The organism is Flavobacterium geliluteum (assembly GCF_017948595.1).
Taxonomy (GTDB): Bacteria; Bacteroidota; Bacteroidia; order Flavobacteriales; family Flavobacteriaceae; genus Flavobacterium; species Flavobacterium flavipigmentatum.
This window is the reverse complement of sequence record NZ_JAGFBV010000012.1, coordinates 68,838-87,847: the sequence shown is the minus strand read 5'-3', so window position 1 is coordinate 87,847 and position 19,010 is coordinate 68,838. Positions and strand designations below refer to the sequence as shown.

Here is a 19,010-nt window from a genome sequence, read left to right as displayed (position 1 = left end):
AAAATATTAAATCAAGATGGCTTCAAAACCAAGCATACCAAAAGGAACAAGGGATTTTTCGCCTGCAGAGGTGTCAAAACGTCAATATATTATTCAAACCATAAAAAGCAATTTTGAGAAATTTGGTTTTCAGCCAATAGAAACCCCTTCGTTTGAAAATTCTGAAACTTTGATGGGGAAATATGGAGAAGAAGGCGATCGTTTGATTTTTAAAATTTTGAATTCGGGTGATTTTCTGGACAAAATTTCAGGTGATGAAATGTCGACTGTTACTTCAAAACAATTAACTCCAAAAATTTCAGAAAAAGCACTTCGTTACGACTTAACCGTTCCGTTTGCGAGATACGTGGTGCAGCACCAAAATGAAATTGAATTTCCTTTTAAAAGATACCAAATTCAGCCTGTCTGGAGAGCAGATCGCCCACAAAAAGGTCGTTTTAGAGAGTTTTTCCAATGTGATGCCGATGTGGTGGGTTCAAAATCGTTATGGCAGGAAGTAGAATTGGTTCAATTATATGATACCGTTTTTACTGCTTTGGGCTTAGAAGGTGTGACAATTAAAATTAATAATAGAAAAATATTATCAGGAATTGCAGAAGTAATTGGCGCTTCGGATAAATTGATTGACTTTACGGTGGCTTTGGATAAGCTCGATAAAATTGGCGAAGACGGCGTAAAAAAAGAAATGATCGAAAAAGGTATTTCTGAAGAAGCGTTGGTAAAAGTACAGCCTCTTTTTAGCTTTACTGGCACTTTTGCAGATAAAATTAGTCAGCTTTCTAATTTATTATCTTCATCTGAGGAAGGTATGAAAGGCGTTGAAGAACTGAAATTTATTTGTGATCATGTAGCGACTTTAGGTTTGTCAACAGCTACTTTGGATCTTGATGTGACTCTGGCTCGTGGTTTGAATTATTATACGGGAGCTATTTTTGAAGTGGCTGCACCAAAAACAGTTGCTATGGGATCCATCGGTGGTGGCGGAAGATACGATGATTTAACAGGTATTTTTGGTTTGAAAAACATGAGTGGTGTCGGAATTTCGTTTGGATTAGACCGAATTTATCTAGTGCTGGAAGAGTTAGGTCTTTTTCCTGAAACGGTTTCGGCAACATCAAAAGCACTGTTTATCAATTATGGTGATGCAGAAGCTTTGTATGCCTCACAAGCGATTCAGAAATTACGAAAGGAAAATATAAAAGTAGAGTTGTACCCTGACAATGTAAAAGTGGGTAAACAGTTTCAGTATGCCGATAAGCGCTTGATTCCGTTTGCCGTTATTGCCGGCGATCAGGAAATCGAAGCTCAAACTTATTCACTTAAAAATTTAGTGACAGGCGAACAGGTTGCTTTGGATTTTGAAGGATTGAAAAAAGCACTTTTGGCATAGAAAAAATTAAAGCAAAAAAAAGCTTCGTCTGACGGCGAAGCTTTTTTTAATATAAGGTAAACTTGAATTAATAATTATTTACGAAGCCGAGGCTAACCCTTAAATTTAATTTTGATAATTAATTTGTGTATCAAATTTACTATAAACTAAAACGTAATAGTCTTAAAATTATACTAAAGTTGTGGATGTCTTTTTATTTTTTTGAAAGAATAAAATTTTAAGGAAGTGACAATTTGACATTTTAATAGATTTGGCAGAACTTTTGCAATCCAAAAGAAAGAATAAAAATGAAGTTTAAGAATATTTTTAAAAATACAAGTAATATGACTACGGAAAATACAGAATTCGATCAGGAATTAGATGATGTAACGTTAGAGACTAATGCCAACGGTGAGCAATTAATTGTTGAAGAATTAAGTGTTGAAGAGCAATTGGCTCAAGACTTAGCTAAAGAAAAAGATAAATTCTTGAGATTATTTGCCGAATTTGAAAATTACAAAAAAAGAACTTCAAAAGAGCGTATCGATTTGTTTAAAACAGCCAATCAAGAGGTTTTGTTAGCGATGCTTCCTGTGTTGGATGATTTTGACAGAGCTATTGTAGAAATCAACAAATCTGATGACGAAGTTTTACTTAAAGGAGTAGAACTTATTCACGAAAAATTAAAAAGCACTTTGGTATCTAAAGGTTTAGAGCAAGTTGAAGTAAGAGCTGGTGATGCTTTTAATGCTGATTTTGCTGAAGCGATTACTCAAATTCCGGCTCCGTCTGATAAATTAAAGGGCAAAATTGTTGATGTTATAGAAAAAGGATACAAATTAGGAGATAAAATTATTCGTTTTCCTAAAGTAGTAATCGGAAACTAAAAAATACAAACCAAAATTACAATTGTCTTTGTTTGGAATTTAAGATTTGGACACGAGCGCTAGCGAACTGGCGAAGCAATTTAACCTTATTATGAAAAAAGATTTTTACGAAATACTAGGCATTTCAAAAAATGCTGATGCTGCCGAAATTAAAAAAGCGTACAGAAAAAGTGCGCTAAAGTATCACCCAGATAAAAATCCAGGCGACAAAGAGGCAGAAGAAAACTTTAAACTAGCGGCAGAAGCCTATGAAGTTTTAAGCGATCCTAACAAAAAAGCAAAATACGATCAGTACGGTCATCAGGCATTTGATGGTTCCGGAGGTTTTGGTGGTGGCCACGGCAGCATGAATATGGATGATATTTTTAGCCAGTTTGGTGATATTTTTGGTGGAGGATTTGGCGGTTTTGGCGGTGGCGGAGGCCCACGTCGTGCCAAAGGAAGCAATCTTCGTATAAAAGTAAAATTGACTCTGGAAGAAATCGCCAATGGTGTTGAGAAAAAAGTAAAGGTAAAGCGTAAAGTTCAGGCCAAAGGAGTTACGTACAAAACATGTTCGACTTGTAACGGTCAAGGGCAGGTAATGCGTGTAACTAATACCATTTTAGGAAGAATGCAATCTGCATCAACTTGCCCGACTTGTGGTGGTTCTGGACAGATTTTGGATAAAAGACCTTCTGAGGCAGATGCACAAGGAATGATTCTGGAAGACGAAACAGTTTCTATAAAAATTCCTGCGGGTGTTGTTGACGGAATGCAATTGAAAGTTTCAAATAAAGGAAATGATGCGCCAGGAAACAGTGTTCCCGGAGATCTGATCGTAGCGATTGAAGAATTGGAGCATGAATTCTTGAAACGTGAAGGCGAAAATATACATTTTGACTTGTATATCAGTTTCCCGGAAGCGGTTTTAGGAGTTTCTAAAGATATTGAAGCCATTAACGGTAAAGTTCGTATTAAACTGGAAGAAGGAATTCAATCGGGTAAAATTCTGAGATTAAAAGGAAAAGGGATTCCAAGTATAAACGGTTACGGAAGCGGTGATTTATTGGTTCACGTAAACGTATGGACACCTAAAACGTTGAATAAAGAGCAGAAGCAGTTTTTTGAAAATGCTTTAAACGACGAACATTTTATTCCGAGTCCGGAAAAATCAGAAAAATCATTTTTTGAGAAAGTAAAAGATATGTTTTCATAAACTGAACTTTAAAAAAAATATTAAATAATGATAAAACCCATTCTAATGTAAATTTAGAATGGGTTTTTTGCGTAATTGTACCAAGATTTGCTTCTAATTATTTACTTTTACAGGCTGTTGACCATAATGGTCAAACTGAAGTAGAAAACCCTAAAAATAGCATGAGCAACTTACTCGAAGTACATAAAGTCGTAAAACAATACGGTGATTATGTAGCGCTTAATGAAGTTTCATTAAATGTACCAAAAGGCAGTATTTATGGCCTTTTAGGTCCAAATGGAGCTGGAAAAACTTCCTTAATACGAATCATCAATCAAATTACATTGCCCGATAGCGGTGAAGTAATTTTAGATGGAGAAAAATTGCAACCAAAACATGTGCAGACCATTGGTTATCTTCCTGAGGAGCGAGGTTTGTACACTTCGATGAAAGTAGGCGAGCAATGTTTGTATTTGGCACAAATGAAAGGACTTTCTAAGGCCGAGGCCAAGCTCCAATTAGAATATTGGTTTGATCGTCTTGGAATTCAAGGTTGGTGGAACAAAAAAATTCAGGAGCTTTCTAAAGGAATGGCACAAAAAATTCAGTTTGTGGTTTGTGTGTTACATAAACCTAAATTACTAATTTTTGACGAGCCTTTCTCAGGATTCGATCCTGTCAATGCCAATATTATAAAAGATGAAATTCTGGCATTGAAGGAGCAAGGCGCAACCATTATCTTTTCGACACACCGAATGGAAAGTGTAGAGGAACTTTGTGATCATATTGCTTTAATTCATAAATCGAATAAATTAATTGAAGGAAAACTGAGCGATGTTAAACGACAGTTTAAAACCAATAGTTTTGAAGTGGGTATTTTAACGGATAATGTCGAAGGTTTAATGTATGATATAACTCAAAAATTTACGGTTTCGCCAGCGAGTTTTAAATCATTAAATGATGATCTGAAACTGGATATTCAGATAGGGAATTCTGCTCCGAACGAATTGTTGCATATCCTTACGCAACGCGGACAAGTAACGCATTTTGTAGAAAAAATACCAAGTGTAAACGATATTTTTATTCAAACAGTAACGGATAATAAAGTTTAAAGTTCAGGTTTTAAATTTTAGAGTGAAAATCTAGAATCTTAAATCTAAAATCAACAATTTAAAATCTAAAATATTAAAATGAGCATCATTTCATTAATTATAAAAAGAGAATTTGTTGCCAAAGTGCGCAACAAATCTTTTGTTGTCATGACTTTTCTGAGTCCGTTATTGTTTGTCGCCATTGCCGGATTTATTGCTTATTTGAGTTCAATGAAGCCCGAGACCAAACGAATTGCGATTCATGATGAAACGGGTTTATTTGCGGATAGCTTTTTAAAACAAAACAAAAAAGACTCAGAATACCATTATCTTAATCTTTCTGAAATTGATTCGGAATCATTGAAAGACAGTATTGCAAAAGAGAATTTTGAAGGTTTAATCCTTATTCCAAAAACAACCTTAAAAGAACTGGAAACCAAAGTAGAGTTTATCTCTAATAACAGCCCAAGTATTTCTTTTATCAAAAAAACGCAGGGTTTGATTGCTTCAAAAATCACGAAACTCAATTTTGAAAAAGCACAATTAGATACGATTGCTATTCAAAAAGCAAAAGCAACTGTCAATATGCATTTGGCAAAATCATCGGGAGAAGAAAGCCTGAAAGGGCTTAACGAAATCAAGATTGCCATTGGTGGCGCATTTGGTTATCTTATCATGATGTTTATTATCATTTATGGAAATATGGTCATGAGAAGTGTGATCGAAGAAAAAACCAACAGGATTATCGAGATTATTATTTCGTCGGTAAAACCTTTTCAGCTGATGATTGGTAAAATCGTCGGAACTTCGCTGGCTGGCCTTTTGCAATTTACAATTTGGGCTATTATTGGTCTAAGTTTGATGTTGGCAGCTTCGATGTTTTTTGGAGTTGATATTGGTCCTACAAGCAGAATTTCGCCAGAAATGATGCATGTAGCCCAACGAGAATTTTCAGGAACGGCGCAAATGTACATTAGCGAAGCGTGGAATTTACCCATTGCCAGTATTTTATTTGGTTTTGTGGTTTATTTTATCGGTGGCTACTTTTTATACAGTTCGTTTTATGCGGCTATTGGTGCTGCCGTAGACAATCAAACCGACTCGCAGCAATTTCTTTTACCAATCATTATGCCGTTGGTATTGAGTGTTTATATTGGTTTTTTTACTGTTGTGAATGACCCTCACGGTACTATTGCGATAGTATTTTCGATGATTCCGCTAACTTCACCTATCGTAATGCTTATGAGACTTCCGTTTGGCGTTCCGTGGTGGCAAATTGCGATTTCGGTATCATTATTGTTTGCTACTTTTTTCTTTGTCGTGTGGTTTGCCGCAAAAATTTACCGCGTAGGTATTTTAATGTATGGCAAAAAACCAACTTGGAAAGAATTGTATAAATGGCTTAAATATTAACTATTAAAGATGCTAAGATTCTAAGATCCTGAGAGGCTAAGTTTTTTTTAGTTTTTCACTTAGAACCTTAGTATCTTAGAATCTTAGCACCTCAAAAAAAATGAGTAAAATACTAATTATAGAAGACGAAGCAGCGATCAGACGAGTTTTGGTAAAAATTTTATCAGAAGAGAATGATTCTTATCAGGTTGAAGAAGCAGAAGATGGTGCTGTTGGTCTTGAAAAAATAAAAAACAACGATTACGACTTGGTTTTGTGCGATATCAAAATGCCAAAATTAGATGGTGTAGAGGTTTTAGAAGAAGTAAAAAAGATAAAACCAGAGATTCCGATGGTGATGATTTCCGGACACGGTGATATGGAAACCGCCATTCATACGATGCGCTTGGGAGCTTTTGATTACATCTCTAAACCGCCAGATTTAAACCGTTTATTGAATACTGTTCGAAATGCTTTGGATAAAAAGCAATTGGTAGTTGAGAATAAAATCTTAAAGAAAAAAGTCAGTAAAAACTACGAAATGGTGGGCGAAAGCGAAGCCATTAGTCATATCAAATTGATGATCGATAAAGTGGCTCAAACCGAAGCCCGAGTTTTGATCACAGGACCAAACGGAACCGGAAAAGAACTAGTTGCACATCAATTACATGAAAAAAGCGAGCGTGCAAATTTTCCTTTAATCGAAGTGAATTGTGCCGCTATCCCCAGCGAATTGATCGAAAGCGAATTGTTTGGTCATGTAAAAGGCGCTTTTACATCGGCTGTAAAAGATCGTGCAGGAAAGTTTGAAGCGGCTGATAAAGGAACTATTTTCTTAGATGAAATTGGTGATATGAGTCTTTCGGCGCAAGCCAAAGTTTTACGTGCTTTGCAGGAAAGCATGATTACAAGAGTGGGAGCTGAGAAAGATATAAAAGTAGATGTGCGTGTCGTGGCAGCAACCAATAAAGACCTGAAAACTGAAATTGCAGAAGGTCGTTTTCGCGAAGATTTATACCATCGTCTGGCCGTGATTTTGATCAAGGTGCCACCTTTGAATGAAAGACGTGACGATATTCCGGCTCTGATCGCGCATTTTACAGAGAAAATTGCTTCGGAACAAGGTAATGCTGTCAAAATATTTTCGGCGCAAGCCATAAAATTATTGCAAGAATATGATTGGACAGGAAATATCCGTGAACTTCGTAATGTGGTCGAAAGACTGATTATTTTGGGAGGAACCGAGATTTCTGAAACCGATGTAAAAATGTTTGCAAGCAAATAAAAAGTATTTAGGCTTTAGGCGATATGCTTTAAGCTACAAAATAATAAATTTTGCCTATGGCGCATTGCTTGGCGTCTAAAGCAATTAAGTAAAATAATTTTTGCCTAGAGCATATCGCTTAAAGCTTAAAGCATTAAAAAGATGAAACTAAAAAAAATAAACGAGAAGTTACAAGACGCTTTAATCGAGAACGGTCTTACAGAGCCTAATATTCTGCAAAAAGAGACTTTTTCGACCATAAAAAGTGGTGCCGACTGTATGATTATTTCTCCTAAAGGAAGTGGAAAATCGACAACGATAGTGTTAAATGTGATTCAGCAATTGGCGGGTCAGACAGAAGAATCACCACGTGCTTTAATTATTGTCGAGGACAAAACGAAAGTTTTGGAGATGGAAGAACTTTTTGAAAAATACGGAAAACATAATAATCTCGAGGTCTATGGAGTGCATGACAAAGGAGATATGGATTACGATAAAAACTATATTTCTACAGGAGTGGATGTTTTAATCGGAACTCCAAACAAACTTGGCGATATGTTTACCACCGCCGGATACAATGTGAATCGCTTAAAAATGCTGATTTTAGACGATGCAGACCCAATTTTGAAACTGCGCCACGAAACTAAAATTATGCGTATTTCGAACAGTATCACCAAAACACAGCGTATTATTTTTGCTGAAAAACTGACAGAACGTATCGAGATTTTGGCCGAGAAAATGTTGTTGGAGCCATATTTTTTTGATATGGATGAAGAAGGTGAAGAAGAACTTGACGAAGAAGAAGGTTTGATTGAGGAGTAATAAAAATTGAAATAAATATTTGTGATGGAGCTGTTAAAGACATTTAAATTTTTGACAATTGTACTTGCTGCTTTTTTCGCTTTTCTCTATTTGGCAACCGTTTTTTATGTCTATTTCAATCAAGTTGGAATGGTGTTTCAAAGTGCAAAATTAGCTGAGGATTATCAATTTGAGTACCAAAGCAAATTTGAAGAACTGACGATTCGTTCTTTTGATGGTGTAAAATTGAACGGTTTATTGTTTAAGGCAAGCAACACTAAAGGATTGATTTTTTATCTGCACGGTAATTCAGGAACACTGGAAACCTGGGGCAGTATCTCTAAAAGATATACCGATTTAGGATATGATATTTTTATTCTGGATTACAGAAGTTTTGGAAAAAGCGAAGGCGAAATTGAAGATGAAGAGCAACTTAATAAGGATATTTCGATTGTTTATAAAAATTTATGTTTGAGGTATTCTGAGAATACAATCATTATTACGGGTTACTCGATTGGCTCTGGATTGGCGACAATTTTGGCCGCCGAAAATAAGCCAAAAGCCTTAATTCTTCAGGCACCGTATTATAGTTTTAGAGAATTGTCGAGTACAAAGGTGAGATTTTTTCCTGATTTTCTGAAGAAATTTAGCTTTGAAACACATGATTTTTTGCCAAAAATAAAAGCACCAATTTATATTTTTCATGGTTCGGAAGATCTATTAATTCCGATTGAAAATTCAATTAGATTAAGTAAACTATTAAAACCTACTGATCATTTTTATTGTTTGGAAGGTCAGGGGCATGTGGGCATGAATGAAAATGAAGGTTTTTTAAAACAATTACAGATAGTGTTAAAATAAAAAAAAATAAAAATAACAACATATTATGGGATTAATGAAGGTGTATTCAGGAAGTGAGATTTTAGCAAATGCTTTGCTTGAAAAGCTAGAAGCTGCAGGTGTAGAAACTTTAAAAAAAGATAATATTCAGTCGGCGAGATTGGGCGGTTACGGAGGTCTGGACTTGGCAGTTGAGGTATTTATTCAGGAAACTGAGTTTGCAAAAGCTAATCCAGTTATAGAAGATTTTCGAATGAGTATTTAAGATTTTATTTTAAATCTCTGGTAAATTCTAAACCCTTCGATTAAAAACGTATAAACATGCAATATAAAATGCTAGTGCTCGACATGGATGACACCTTGTTGACAGACGATCATAAGATTTCGGATCTTAATAAAAAAATGCTTCTTGAAGCGCAGGCCAAAGGTGTTTATGTGGTTTTGGCTTCGGGTCGGCCTACATCTGCGATGACTGCGTATGCAAAAGAATTAGAATTACACCTTAACGATTCTTATATTATTTCGTTTAACGGAGCCATAATCAGCAGTGCAAAAGACGATGTTGTTCTGTTTGAGCAAACATTAACGCAGGAGCAGATTTTCGAGTTGTATGATTATAGCATTAAAATGAAAACGCATATTATCACCTATCTTGATGGTGCTATTATAAGCGAAACTGACTCGGAATTTATCGAAATTGAAAAAGAAATTACAAAATTGCCTCATGTTAAGGTAGCCAATTTTAAGGATGCAGTTTATAAACCAGCTGTAAAATGTATTTTATTGGCAGAGCCGGATTATCTGAAACAAGTAGAAAAGGATTTAAAACTGGCAATGCCTCATTTGAGTGTGGCAATGTCGAAACCTTTTTTCTTGGAGGCAGCTCAAAACGGAATTGATAAAGCGGCAAGTTTGAAGCTTTTGGCAGAAAAATTGAATATTTTGAAAAGTGAAATCATAGCGGTAGGAAATGCAGGAAATGATTTGACAATGATCGAATACGCCGGTTTGGGAGTTTGGGTAGATAATGTGACACCAGAGTTACGCGATAGAGCCAATGCAATCGTTGCATCAAATAATGATGATGGTGTTGCAGAAGTTGTACAACGCTATATTTTAAATTAAACCATTTTTAATGAAAGATCCGATAGAAACAGAACGTTTGCTTTTGAGAGAATTATTGCTTTCAGATGTAGAGGGTATGTTCGAATTGGATTCGAACCCTAATGTTCATGTTTTTCTCGGAAATAAACCCGTAAAAACTAAAACTGAAAGCCTGGCTCAAATACAAGATATTCAACAGCAATATCAAGATTTTGGTACAGGAAGGTGGGCTGTTACTTTAAAAGAAACAGGAGAATTTATAGGCTGGTCTGGAATAAAATTCATCACTAACGAGATCAATAATCACAAAAATTTTTATGAAATTGGATATCGTTTTATAGAAAAATATTGGGGAAAAGGATATGCTACCGAAGCCGGAAAAGCCTTTGTTGATTATGCTTTTAATCACATAAAAGCAGATGCCATTTATGCTTATGCAGATGAGGGAAATGAAAATTCAAGAAAGATCTTAGAAAAAATAGGACTTCAGTACGTAAATTCTTTTGCATACGAAGAGGAAGAGGAAGTTTGGTACGAATTGCAAAATCCGAATCTGATGTAGTTCAGTTTTTTGACCTTAATAAGAAAGTATCCCAAATCTTTACAGACTTTTTAATTTGCCTTAATAAATTTAATAAAAATTAATTGTTGACGGCATTGGTTATGTAAAGATATGGGATGCACTGCTCGCAGACTTGAGCGCTTCTTATAAAGATAATTTTGAATTATTATTGTTTTGCAACAGAAACAAAATATTTATTTCCGTCCCCCATTGTCAATTTTACTCGTTCGTCACAAATGTCGATCGCAAAATTGGCACTTTCGTAACAGGTACAAGTAGTGTTTTTGTCTTTAGACATTTCTGTTTTGCATTTATTACTTTTAAAAGTTGCCAATTGAGGCGTGTATAAAGTTACTAAATCTGTAGATGCAGTAACCAATGAAATGATACTTGCAGAGTTGTTACTCGTAATTCTATACACGATTCTGTCGGTATAGTTTACTTGATTTACAGTAACTTTTCTAATGTAAGTGTAAGCTGTAGACTCTTCTCCCGCTTCTTTTACTTCAAATTTAAATCCAACTGAACGTACTGCAATATCAAATTGTGTCTGATTGTTAAAACTTGCCCAGCTTGTAAGCGTGCTTATAGACGGGAATTCATTTGTTGGAGGAGCAGCGATTTGTGCTTCTGAAGTAAAAATGGTCAAAAGAATTAAGCAGATCGTGGGGAAAAATGCTTTCATAAAGTAAAAATTTTAAATTTGCCTACTCTATATATGGTTTTCGGCTTACCCATTTTATTCATTCACAAAAAGAAAAAAAGCTGTTTTTAATTTTTCAATAAAACCTATTTTAACCTTTCTGTACAAAAACAAATTTATCGATTTGTAAATTTTTGTTTTGGAAGTGTGAATTTAATGCTAAAATCTGCGCCAACAAAGAAGTTTGCAAGAAATTTTCAATTATTTTGATGATTTTTCTCAAAATTAGCTATCGTCCTAATTTTCAATATTTTATAAATTTGTAATTTTTAGCGATTTTTATTGTTTTTTTATTCCTTTTTTTCTTCTTTTTTAGCAGAAATAATAGATCATTGTTTGATTAAAATTCATTTTTTTCAAACTTTTGCTGTGCTCTGTTTGAAGGTGTTTAAAGATGTAATAAGGTAATGTCTTGTTTTTTAGTGAATTATTGATTTTATTATAAAGAATATTGTTTGTAAATTTGCAGTCTTAAATTTTTTGACAACGATTTCATTAATTTAAGACATATTATGGAAAACAGAAAAAAAGTTGCCTTCTACACACTTGGCTGTAAATTGAATTTCTCAGAAACTTCAACCATTGCAAGAAACTTTGATAAAGAAGGTTTTGATCGTGTTGATTTTGAAGAAGTTGCCGATATTTATGTCATCAACACCTGTTCAGTCACAGAAAATGCCGATAAACAGTTTAAGCAAGTTGTAAAAAAAGCAATGAAGCTTAATAACAAAGCCTTTGTTGCTGCTGTTGGCTGTTACGCGCAATTAAAACCGGAAGAATTGGCGGCTGTGGATGGCGTTGATTTGGTTCTTGGAGCTACAGAAAAATTTAAAATTACCGATTATATCAACGATTTGAGCAAAAACGACATGGGTGAAGTACACTCATGCGAAATAGCCGAAGCCGATTTTTACGTAGGAAGCTATTCTATCGGAGACCGCACAAGAGCTTTTTTGAAAGTACAGGACGGTTGCGACTACAAATGTACGTATTGCACAATTCCGCTTGCGAGAGGAATTTCCAGAAGTGACGCACTCGAAAATGTATTACAGAATGCGTCTGAAATTTCACAGCAGGGAATCAAAGAAATTGTGCTTACTGGTGTAAATATTGGAGATTATGGAAAAGGAGAATTCGGAAATAAAAAGCACGAGCATACTTTTCTAGACTTAGTACAAGCTTTGGATAAAGTCGAGGGAATTGAGCGCTTGCGTATTTCTTCCATAGAGCCCAATTTATTAAAAAATGAAACAATCGAGTTTGTATCTAAAAGCCGCACTTTTGTACCTCATTTTCATATTCCGTTGCAATCTGGAAGCAACGATATTTTAAAATTAATGAAGCGCAGGTACTTGCGTGAAATATATACAGAACGTGTAAATAAAATTCGTGAAGTAATGTCACATGCCTGTATTGGTGTTGATGTTATTGTTGGATTTCCTGGCGAAACCGACGAGCATTTTTTAGAAACATATCATTTTTTAAATGAAATGGATATTTCTTATCTGCATGTTTTTACCTATTCTGAAAGAGACAATACCGAAGCTGCTGCTATGACAGGTATTGTTCCTGCCAATGTAAGAGCAAAACGCAGCAAAATGTTGCGCGGTCTGTCTGTAAAAAAGCGTCGTGCTTTTTACGAAAGTCAGTTAGGGACTAACAGAACGGTTTTGTTTGAAAGTGAAAATAAAGAAGGATATATTCACGGTTTTACCGAGAATTACGTCAAAGTAAAAGCACCTTGGAATCCTGAATTGGTCAACCAATTGCAACCTGTTAATTTAACGAAAATTGATGAAGACGGAAGCGTTCGTGTAGCATTTACTGCTAAACTCATAGAAGCATAAAAATCAAAAAGCCCTTTTTTAAGGGCTTTTTGATGTAATCTACATTTTAGTTCTCGTTTTCTGAAACTACCAATTTTAAAGAATTAATATAGTCTGTATCAAACTCAATGACTCTTATTTTTTCGGGATTAAAATTCAATTCACCTCCAAACTGACCTCGGGTGTCTAAGAAATCAATTGTGAGTTCTTCGTTATTTAATTCAATTAATTTTCCGAGATAAGCAGATTTTGCAGATTTTTTTGCAATTTGAAAAATACCATATTTAGTGGAAATAAAATGTACAATAGAAGCTAAATCTTTGATCGGGATGATGTCTTCGGCATTTGTTTTCAAACCTTTCATCCGAATTATTTTTTCAGTAAAAGCGAGATCTTCATCTCTTTCGATTACGTCAATATTTTTGTTTCTCAAAATTACAAAACCATCAATTATAAAATCAACGGGATTGTTTTTTAGTAAAATCCAGTCATCGGAATAATCAATTAAAAATCCGGTAAAAATTTCTTTCTTATCTGTAAATCCGATTGAGATTAATTGTCTTAAATATTGTTCCATGATGTTTTTTAAATTTTTTAATCTGTCGTATTTTTTATAAGTAGCGTTTTTATTAAGGATTGGTCGACCAAATACTGCTATTTTTTATAAAAACTCTTCGGTTTAGTTTCAGTTGCGCGATAATTAATTCGGCCACATCTTCCGATTGCATTACTTTTTCTGGATTTCCATCAGTTAATTTCAAATCGATTGCCAAATCAGTTGCAACGGTGCTTGGAGCCAATGCTGTTACACGAATATTGTGTTTTCTCATTTCTTGCATTAAAGAATCTGTGAGTCCCATAACAGCAAATTTTGAGGCACTGTAAGCACTTGTTAATGCATTTCCATTGAGTCCGGCCGTTGATGAAATATTAATAATATCGCCAGTTTGTCTTGCTATCATATTAGGAATAACAGCGCGAGTGACATAATAAGTCCCCATAAGATTCACCTGAATGATTCTCTCCCAAGTATTTGGTTCCAATTCTAAAAATTTTCCAAAAGAACCAATTCCTGCATTGTTGATTAGGATATCAATAGTTTTAAATTCTGATAAGGCTTTTTCTACTGCTTCGTTTACTGCTTTCATATCCGACACATCCGCAGAAAGCGCCAACGATTTTACACCTAAAGCAGTTGTTTCAATAGCCAGTTGGTCAACATCGGCTTGAGTTCTGGCAAGTAGAATTACGTTTACACCTTCTTTGGCCAAAGCCAGAGCAATTGCTTTTCCGATTCCTTTTCCAGCTCCTGTGATTAGGGCATTTTTATTTTTTAAGTCTGTCATGATTTATATTTTTCAAAATGCAAAAAGCATCATTTTCTTTACACAAAAATACTATTTTTGGTTCCGAAAATGATGCTTTTCTATGTTTCTTAATGTAACTTTAACAGCTTTTTATTCTTTTAAAACCATGTCGATACACATTACTGCAGCCAATATTAATTGTCTCAGCGGAGAGTCTGCAGCGACAGTTTCTTCAATTTGAAGTACATAATTATCAGCACTTGTAAAAAACTCTCTTCCCATTCCTGCCCATTTTTTATTTACCTGCGCCAGTTCCTTATTTTCGTGTGTAAATTTAAAATCCCAACCTGTCCATTTTCCTTGAAGCGTACAAACAGGTCGATCATTTTTATCTAAAATTTCGAATTTTCCGCCAAATGAAAAGAATTTTTGCTTGAATGTACCAAGCAATCTATCTTTCTCATCAAAAACTTCAACTGTTGAGCGAAAAAAAGCAACACCACGTTTTACCGAAATCAGTTTTTCGCCTGAAGCTGTTGTAATTTCGATGTTAAAAGGAGTCATTCTTTTATAATCTGTAAAACGTAAAACTTTAGTAAAAATTCCAAGATTGTTTTCTCGGCACTTCATTATAATTTCGTTGCTTTCAGGGCTATAAATATCATAGTTGTTGGCCGCTTTAAACATACCGATGTGTTCTTTTACAAGAAATAAATTTTGATTTAGAATTGGGTGCATTAAGGTTTATTTTTAAAATTAAAATGTATGAGTGAAAAACCTCAAATGTAAATAAATATTGCTTAATACGCTTCTTTTGTTGCTTCAACTAGACGAATAAATTCTGCTTTGTATCCTTCAGAATCGTTAGACAATCCTTGTTTTGCCAATTTGATGATATCTTCGGAAGATTTGTTCGTAATTAATTTTGAATCTCTCAATTTTAATCCAAACCAAGCCACAGCACTACTAAATTTTAAATCATCAGACGCATTTTGCAAAAGCACAGCTTTATTTTCTATTATTTGTACCATTTCGATACTTTTATCTCCGTCAGGTTTTTTATATCTGAATTTTACAGTTGCCAATTCATTTGTATAATTATTCGGATTGGCTTGTACTTGCGTGTATTTTAAATTGTCCGGCTGGTTGGTCACATAATTGCTGTTAATTCCCGTTGGAATAATTTCGTACAAAGCCGTCACGGTGTGGTTGCTTCCTAATTCGCCCGCATCAATGGCGTCGTTTTTAAAATCTTCGGGACGTAATTTTCGATTTTCATAACCAATTAAACGATAGGCCTGAACTTGTTTTGGATTGAATTCGATCTGGATTTTTACATCTTTTGCAATCGCAAACATCGAACCTTTGAATTCTTTTCCTAAAAAACGGTTGGCTTCCTGAATGTTATCGATATAAGCATAATTTCCATTCCCTTTATCGGCTAAGGTTTCCATTTTGCTGTCTTTGTAATTCCCCATTCCGTATCCCAAACAGGTTAGGAAAACGCCTGATTTTCTTTTTTCTTCTATCAGTTTTTCCATGTCTGTATTCGAGGAATCGCCCACATTAAAATCGCCATCAGTTGCTAGAATGACTCTGTTATTTCCGTCTTTAATAAAATTTTCTGCTGCAATTTTATACGCCAAATTAATTCCCGCACCACCCGCAGTACTTCCTCCGGCATTTAAATTTTCTAAGGCATCAATTATAGTTTTTTTCTCATCTCCAGAGGTAGGAGGCAAAACCATTCCAGCCGCTCCTGCATAGACTACAATGGCAACTTTGTCTTTTTTACGCAATTCGTTTACCAATATTTTCATAGATTGTTTCAATAGTGGTAATTTGTTCATTTCGCTCATCGAACCAGACACATCTATTAGGAAAACTAAGTTCGAAGCAGGTAAATCATCGGTAGGAATATTTTTTCCCTGCAAACCAATTTTTAAAATTTGATTTTTAGAATTCCACGGCGAATCGCTCAATTCTGTATTGATAGAAAACGGATGAGCATCTTTTGGTTGCGGATAATTGTATTTAAAGAAATTGACCATTTCCTCGACACGCACCGCATCTTTAGGAACTGCCTGACCGTTGTTAATAAAACGTCTTATATTGGTATAGGAAGCATTATCAACATCAATAGAGAAAGTAGAAAGTGGCGCTGTTTTTGGGCTCTCAAAGGCATTTTCAATAAAAGTATCATAATCTTCCTGATTGGGTTCTACAGGCTGAGTAGTAGTTAAATGTGTCAATTTGGCATCAAGTTCTTTCTCTGAAAGATTTTTATACAGCTCATTTTTAGTTGCCAAAACAATAACGCCATTTTTTCCTTTGCGGCCATAAAGATTGGTGGCATTGTCGTCTTTCAAAACTTTTATATCCTGAATATCATTCGGATTTATTTTGGCAATTTGGTTTGCTTTTGCAGGGACACCGTCAATGATGTACAAAGGTTCGTTTTTAGCCGCAATTGATTCTTCTTTTCGAATAGCAATACTCGGACTCGCCATTGCCTTATCATAGTTATGCGAAACTTGAAGCCCCATAGTTCTTCCCTGAATCATTTGCGTAGAGTGGGCGGTTGTCATTTTCTTTTTAGAGCGTGAAGTTCCATAGCCCACAACGACAACTTCGTTTAGTGTTTGTTGGTCTTCTTCGAGTTTTATATCGATGATGTTTTTGTCTCCAACGATTCGTGTTTGCGATTTTAATCCGATGTAGCTAAAGACCAAAACATCTCCTTTTTGAGCGGTAATAGTGTACTTTCCTTCGTAATTTGTTGTCGCTGTTTTTTTTGTTTTTTGCACACCGATAGTCGCGCCGGGAATAGGACCAGCATTATCAGAAACCGTTCCTGTAATGGTTTTTTCTTGCGCCATCGTTACGAAACATACGAGCATAGAAAGGGCTAATGAAATAAGTTTTACGTTTTTCATGATAGTAATTTTTTAAAATTAGTGTTTAGGATTTAGCTATTTTTTTAAAGCTGGTTTTCCGTTTTTTGTAGTGATTATAACTACTCCCTTTTTTCCTTTGTCGCCATATTTAGAGGTCGCTTCAAGGTCTTGCAGGATTGTAATAGTCTTTATTTCCTGCTTGTCTAAAGGAGCGTAAGGACTTGTTGGATTATTGCCAAATAAATCATTTTCTGAGTAATAAATACCGTCAATAATATAAAGCGGTTCGTCTAATATCACGAGCGATTCTACATTTGCAGGACTTAAATTGGGTAATTCTTCTTGCATCATTTTATCTTTTTTGGCATCATCGCTATGTGACATTGCATTTCCGTTGAGAACCACAAGCGGCGCACTTTTTCTGGCCATCGGAACTTGTTTTTTACTTGTTTCGCTCTCAAAAGATGCTTTTTTTTCTGCTTGAAGATATTGAGATGCACTAGCTTTTTCTTCTTTTTGAATACTTTCGTTGTTAGCTTTGTTTTCATACGCTACAGCTTCTTCTGCTACAGGAAGAGCGAATCCTTCATTATGACTAACATCCGCTATGGCTACTGGTTCTTGATTGATTTGTTTGTCTAAAATTTGAGACGCCTCTGCTTTAGGAATCATATTAGAAGACGAAGATGAAACAATCGTTTTGTCTTGCTCTATAACAGGTTGCTCCAAATTCTGTTTTGAAATTTCATCCTTTGATTTATTACCGATCACTACTTCAGGGCTTTGAATATCGATTTTTTGGTCTGATTTTAAGAACTGACTTCCTAACGAAATCACTAATAAAAGTGAAGCGGCAACGGCAATTTTTTTCCATAGAGAAATGGTTTTTTTGTCCTCTTTTTTGTCGAGTTTTTCTTCCACACGAGACCAAACCTTTTCCATTGACGAAAAGTCTTTCAATTCGGCATTGTGGGAAGCCTCTTTAAATTTATCGAATAATTTATCTTGATTGTCCATGACTATTTTGCTTTTTGGTAATACAATTTATTGACTAATTCCTTTAGTTTCGTTTTCGCAGCATTCAACTGTGATTTTGAAGTACCTTCAGAAATGTTCAGCATGCTGGCTATTTCTTTGTGTCCGTAACCTTCTACGACAAAAAGGTTAAAAACTGTTTTACAGCCTTCCGGAATATGGTTGAGTAAATTGAGTAAATCTTCTTCTTCTAAAGTGTTAATTTCATCTGTAAAAGGTTGCGAAAGCATTTTTACATCATCCAGATACATATTAAAATTTGTATTTTTCTTTATCGTTGCCAAACAGTGATTTATAGTTATTTTTCGCGCCCAAGCCTCAAAAGCCAGTGTTTCCTTCAACTGTTCTATTTTGGTAAAAATAGTATAGAAAGCATCTGCTAAGGCTTCCTCTATTTCCTCTTCTTTCTTGAGGTATCGTTTACAAAGGCGATACAATTTGGGAGCCATGTGCTCATAAACCTGACGCTGAGCATCTCGGTTCATTTTTTTGCAGTTAGAAAGTAGCGTTTCGTTTATCACAATGATGGTCTTTATACTATAGAGGGTTAAAAAGTAAAAAAGGTTGGGACGAATTTGATTTTTTTTTAAAAATATTCGTTCACAGTTACAAAGAATCTAAGTTGCAAAGGTTTTGTTGCACATGTGCGAGGAACAAAGTAATGTCATCCAGTATAGAAGATTTGCTTTTTGTTTGTGTCATTGCGAGGAACGAAGCAATCTCATTCAGTATAACACATTTGCTTTTTTTAGTGT

19 protein-coding genes are annotated in these 19,010 nt (G+C 35.0%); 12 read left to right on the top strand and 7 right to left on the bottom strand.

Annotated features, from left to right (window positions below):
- Positions 1-16: 16 nt before the first annotated feature.
- The 11 genes from hisS to J3495_RS09200 all read left to right on the top strand — a co-directional run bounded on the left by hisS (position 17) and on the right by J3495_RS09200 (position 10,487).
- The gene (hisS, locus tag J3495_RS09250; protein WP_210666268.1) at positions 17-1,390 is read left to right on the top strand and encodes a histidine--tRNA ligase; all 1,374 of its coding nucleotides are present in this window, start codon (positions 17-19) and stop codon (positions 1,388-1,390) included.
- Positions 1,391-1,677: 287 nt separating this feature from the next.
- Entirely contained in the window at positions 1,678-2,256 is a 579-nt protein-coding gene (locus tag J3495_RS09245; protein WP_210666267.1) for a nucleotide exchange factor GrpE, read from the top strand.
- A 91-nt stretch (positions 2,257-2,347) separates the two neighbouring features.
- Positions 2,348-3,454: a molecular chaperone DnaJ gene (dnaJ, locus tag J3495_RS09240; RefSeq protein ID WP_210666266.1), complete on the top strand. Its 1,107-nt coding sequence runs from the start codon at positions 2,348-2,350 to the stop codon at positions 3,452-3,454.
- 161 nt (positions 3,455-3,615) lie between these two features.
- The gene (locus J3495_RS09235) at positions 3,616-4,545 is read left to right on the top strand and encodes an ABC transporter ATP-binding protein (protein ID WP_210666265.1); all 930 of its coding nucleotides are present in this window, start codon (positions 3,616-3,618) and stop codon (positions 4,543-4,545) included.
- 78 nt (positions 4,546-4,623) lie between these two features.
- Positions 4,624-5,937, top strand: coding sequence for an ABC transporter permease (locus J3495_RS09230; protein ID WP_210666264.1), 1,314 nt, complete (start codon positions 4,624-4,626; stop codon positions 5,935-5,937).
- Positions 5,938-6,037: 100 nt separating this feature from the next.
- A complete protein-coding gene (locus tag J3495_RS09225; protein WP_210666263.1) occupies positions 6,038-7,201 on the top strand; it encodes a sigma-54-dependent transcriptional regulator in 1,164 nt (387 codons plus the stop codon).
- A 141-nt stretch (positions 7,202-7,342) separates the two neighbouring features.
- Positions 7,343-8,002, top strand: coding sequence for a DEAD/DEAH box helicase (locus J3495_RS09220; RefSeq protein ID WP_210666262.1), 660 nt, complete (start codon positions 7,343-7,345; stop codon positions 8,000-8,002).
- Between the two features lie 51 nt (positions 8,003-8,053).
- Positions 8,054-8,842, top strand: coding sequence for an alpha/beta hydrolase (locus J3495_RS09215; RefSeq protein WP_236025427.1), 789 nt, complete (start codon positions 8,054-8,056; stop codon positions 8,840-8,842).
- A 25-nt stretch (positions 8,843-8,867) separates the two neighbouring features.
- Positions 8,868-9,086, top strand: coding sequence for a putative signal transducing protein (locus tag J3495_RS09210; protein ID WP_210666260.1), 219 nt, complete (start codon positions 8,868-8,870; stop codon positions 9,084-9,086).
- Between the two features lie 56 nt (positions 9,087-9,142).
- Positions 9,143-9,946 carry a Cof-type HAD-IIB family hydrolase gene (locus J3495_RS09205; RefSeq protein WP_210666259.1) on the top strand — a complete coding sequence of 268 codons (804 nt, stop codon included), beginning with the start codon at positions 9,143-9,145 and terminating at the stop codon, positions 9,944-9,946.
- Positions 9,947-9,956: 10 nt separating this feature from the next.
- The gene (locus J3495_RS09200) at positions 9,957-10,487 is read left to right on the top strand and encodes a GNAT family N-acetyltransferase (RefSeq protein WP_210666258.1); all 531 of its coding nucleotides are present in this window, start codon (positions 9,957-9,959) and stop codon (positions 10,485-10,487) included.
- 166 nt (positions 10,488-10,653) lie between these two features.
- Here the strand turns inward: J3495_RS09200 and J3495_RS09195 are convergent, their stop codons facing one another.
- The gene (locus tag J3495_RS09195) at positions 10,654-11,172 is read right to left on the bottom strand and encodes a hypothetical protein (protein WP_210666257.1); all 519 of its coding nucleotides are present in this window, start codon (positions 11,170-11,172) and stop codon (positions 10,654-10,656) included.
- A 530-nt stretch (positions 11,173-11,702) separates the two neighbouring features.
- On the opposite strand from J3495_RS09195, the gene mtaB reads away from it, so the two are divergent.
- Positions 11,703-13,037, top strand: a complete 1,335-nt coding sequence (gene mtaB, locus J3495_RS09190; RefSeq protein WP_210666256.1) for a tRNA (N(6)-L-threonylcarbamoyladenosine(37)-C(2))-methylthiotransferase MtaB — start codon at positions 11,703-11,705, stop codon at positions 13,035-13,037.
- A gap of 46 nt (positions 13,038-13,083) precedes the next feature.
- Here mtaB and J3495_RS09185 read toward each other — a convergent pair whose 3' ends face one another.
- From J3495_RS09185 to J3495_RS09160, 6 genes are all read right to left on the bottom strand, one after another.
- A complete protein-coding gene (locus J3495_RS09185; protein WP_210666255.1) occupies positions 13,084-13,593 on the bottom strand; it encodes a hypothetical protein in 510 nt (169 codons plus the stop codon).
- A 52-nt stretch (positions 13,594-13,645) separates the two neighbouring features.
- Positions 13,646-14,362, bottom strand: coding sequence for a 3-ketoacyl-ACP reductase (locus tag J3495_RS09180; RefSeq protein ID WP_210666254.1), 717 nt, complete (start codon positions 14,360-14,362; stop codon positions 13,646-13,648).
- 111 nt (positions 14,363-14,473) lie between these two features.
- Positions 14,474-15,061 (bottom strand): LURP-one-related/scramblase family protein, encoded by a 588-nt coding sequence (locus tag J3495_RS09175; protein ID WP_210666253.1) that lies wholly within the window; start codon positions 15,059-15,061, stop codon positions 14,474-14,476.
- A 62-nt stretch (positions 15,062-15,123) separates the two neighbouring features.
- Positions 15,124-17,259 carry a vWA domain-containing protein gene (locus J3495_RS09170; protein WP_210666252.1) on the bottom strand — a complete coding sequence of 712 codons (2,136 nt, stop codon included), beginning with the start codon at positions 17,257-17,259 and terminating at the stop codon, positions 15,124-15,126.
- A gap of 36 nt (positions 17,260-17,295) precedes the next feature.
- Positions 17,296-18,237 (bottom strand): hypothetical protein, encoded by a 942-nt coding sequence (locus J3495_RS09165; RefSeq protein WP_210666251.1) that lies wholly within the window; start codon positions 18,235-18,237, stop codon positions 17,296-17,298.
- A 2-nt stretch (positions 18,238-18,239) separates the two neighbouring features.
- The gene (locus tag J3495_RS09160) at positions 18,240-18,740 is read right to left on the bottom strand and encodes an RNA polymerase sigma factor (RefSeq protein WP_210666250.1); all 501 of its coding nucleotides are present in this window, start codon (positions 18,738-18,740) and stop codon (positions 18,240-18,242) included.
- Positions 18,741-19,010: the final 270 nt, after the last annotated feature.

Coding starts and splice junctions, on each gene's coding strand:
- J3495_RS09220 (WP_210666262.1), top strand. CDS start 7,343: ATGAAACTAAAAAAAATAAACGAGAAGTTACAAGACGCTTTAATCGAG.
- J3495_RS09160 (WP_210666250.1), bottom strand. CDS start 18,740: ATGAACCGAGATGCTCAGCGTCAGGTTTATGAGCACATGGCTCCCAAA.
- mtaB (WP_210666256.1), top strand. CDS start 11,703: ATGGAAAACAGAAAAAAAGTTGCCTTCTACACACTTGGCTGTAAATTG.
- J3495_RS09170 (WP_210666252.1), bottom strand. CDS start 17,259: ATGAAAAACGTAAAACTTATTTCATTAGCCCTTTCTATGCTCGTATGT.
- J3495_RS09205 (WP_210666259.1), top strand. CDS start 9,143: ATGCAATATAAAATGCTAGTGCTCGACATGGATGACACCTTGTTGACA.
- J3495_RS09180 (WP_210666254.1), bottom strand. CDS start 14,362: ATGACAGACTTAAAAAATAAAAATGCCCTAATCACAGGAGCTGGAAAA.
- J3495_RS09175 (WP_210666253.1), bottom strand. CDS start 15,061: ATGCACCCAATTCTAAATCAAAATTTATTTCTTGTAAAAGAACACATC.
- J3495_RS09210 (WP_210666260.1), top strand. CDS start 8,868: ATGGGATTAATGAAGGTGTATTCAGGAAGTGAGATTTTAGCAAATGCT.
- J3495_RS09245 (WP_210666267.1), top strand. CDS start 1,678: ATGAAGTTTAAGAATATTTTTAAAAATACAAGTAATATGACTACGGAA.
- J3495_RS09235 (WP_210666265.1), top strand. CDS start 3,616: ATGAGCAACTTACTCGAAGTACATAAAGTCGTAAAACAATACGGTGAT.
- dnaJ (WP_210666266.1), top strand. CDS start 2,348: ATGAAAAAAGATTTTTACGAAATACTAGGCATTTCAAAAAATGCTGAT.
- J3495_RS09200 (WP_210666258.1), top strand. CDS start 9,957: ATGAAAGATCCGATAGAAACAGAACGTTTGCTTTTGAGAGAATTATTG.
- J3495_RS09165 (WP_210666251.1), bottom strand. CDS start 18,237: ATGGACAATCAAGATAAATTATTCGATAAATTTAAAGAGGCTTCCCAC.
- J3495_RS09185 (WP_210666255.1), bottom strand. CDS start 13,593: ATGGAACAATATTTAAGACAATTAATCTCAATCGGATTTACAGATAAG.
- J3495_RS09230 (WP_210666264.1), top strand. CDS start 4,624: ATGAGCATCATTTCATTAATTATAAAAAGAGAATTTGTTGCCAAAGTG.
- J3495_RS09225 (WP_210666263.1), top strand. CDS start 6,038: ATGAGTAAAATACTAATTATAGAAGACGAAGCAGCGATCAGACGAGTT.
- J3495_RS09195 (WP_210666257.1), bottom strand. CDS start 11,172: ATGAAAGCATTTTTCCCCACGATCTGCTTAATTCTTTTGACCATTTTT.
- hisS (WP_210666268.1), top strand. CDS start 17: ATGGCTTCAAAACCAAGCATACCAAAAGGAACAAGGGATTTTTCGCCT.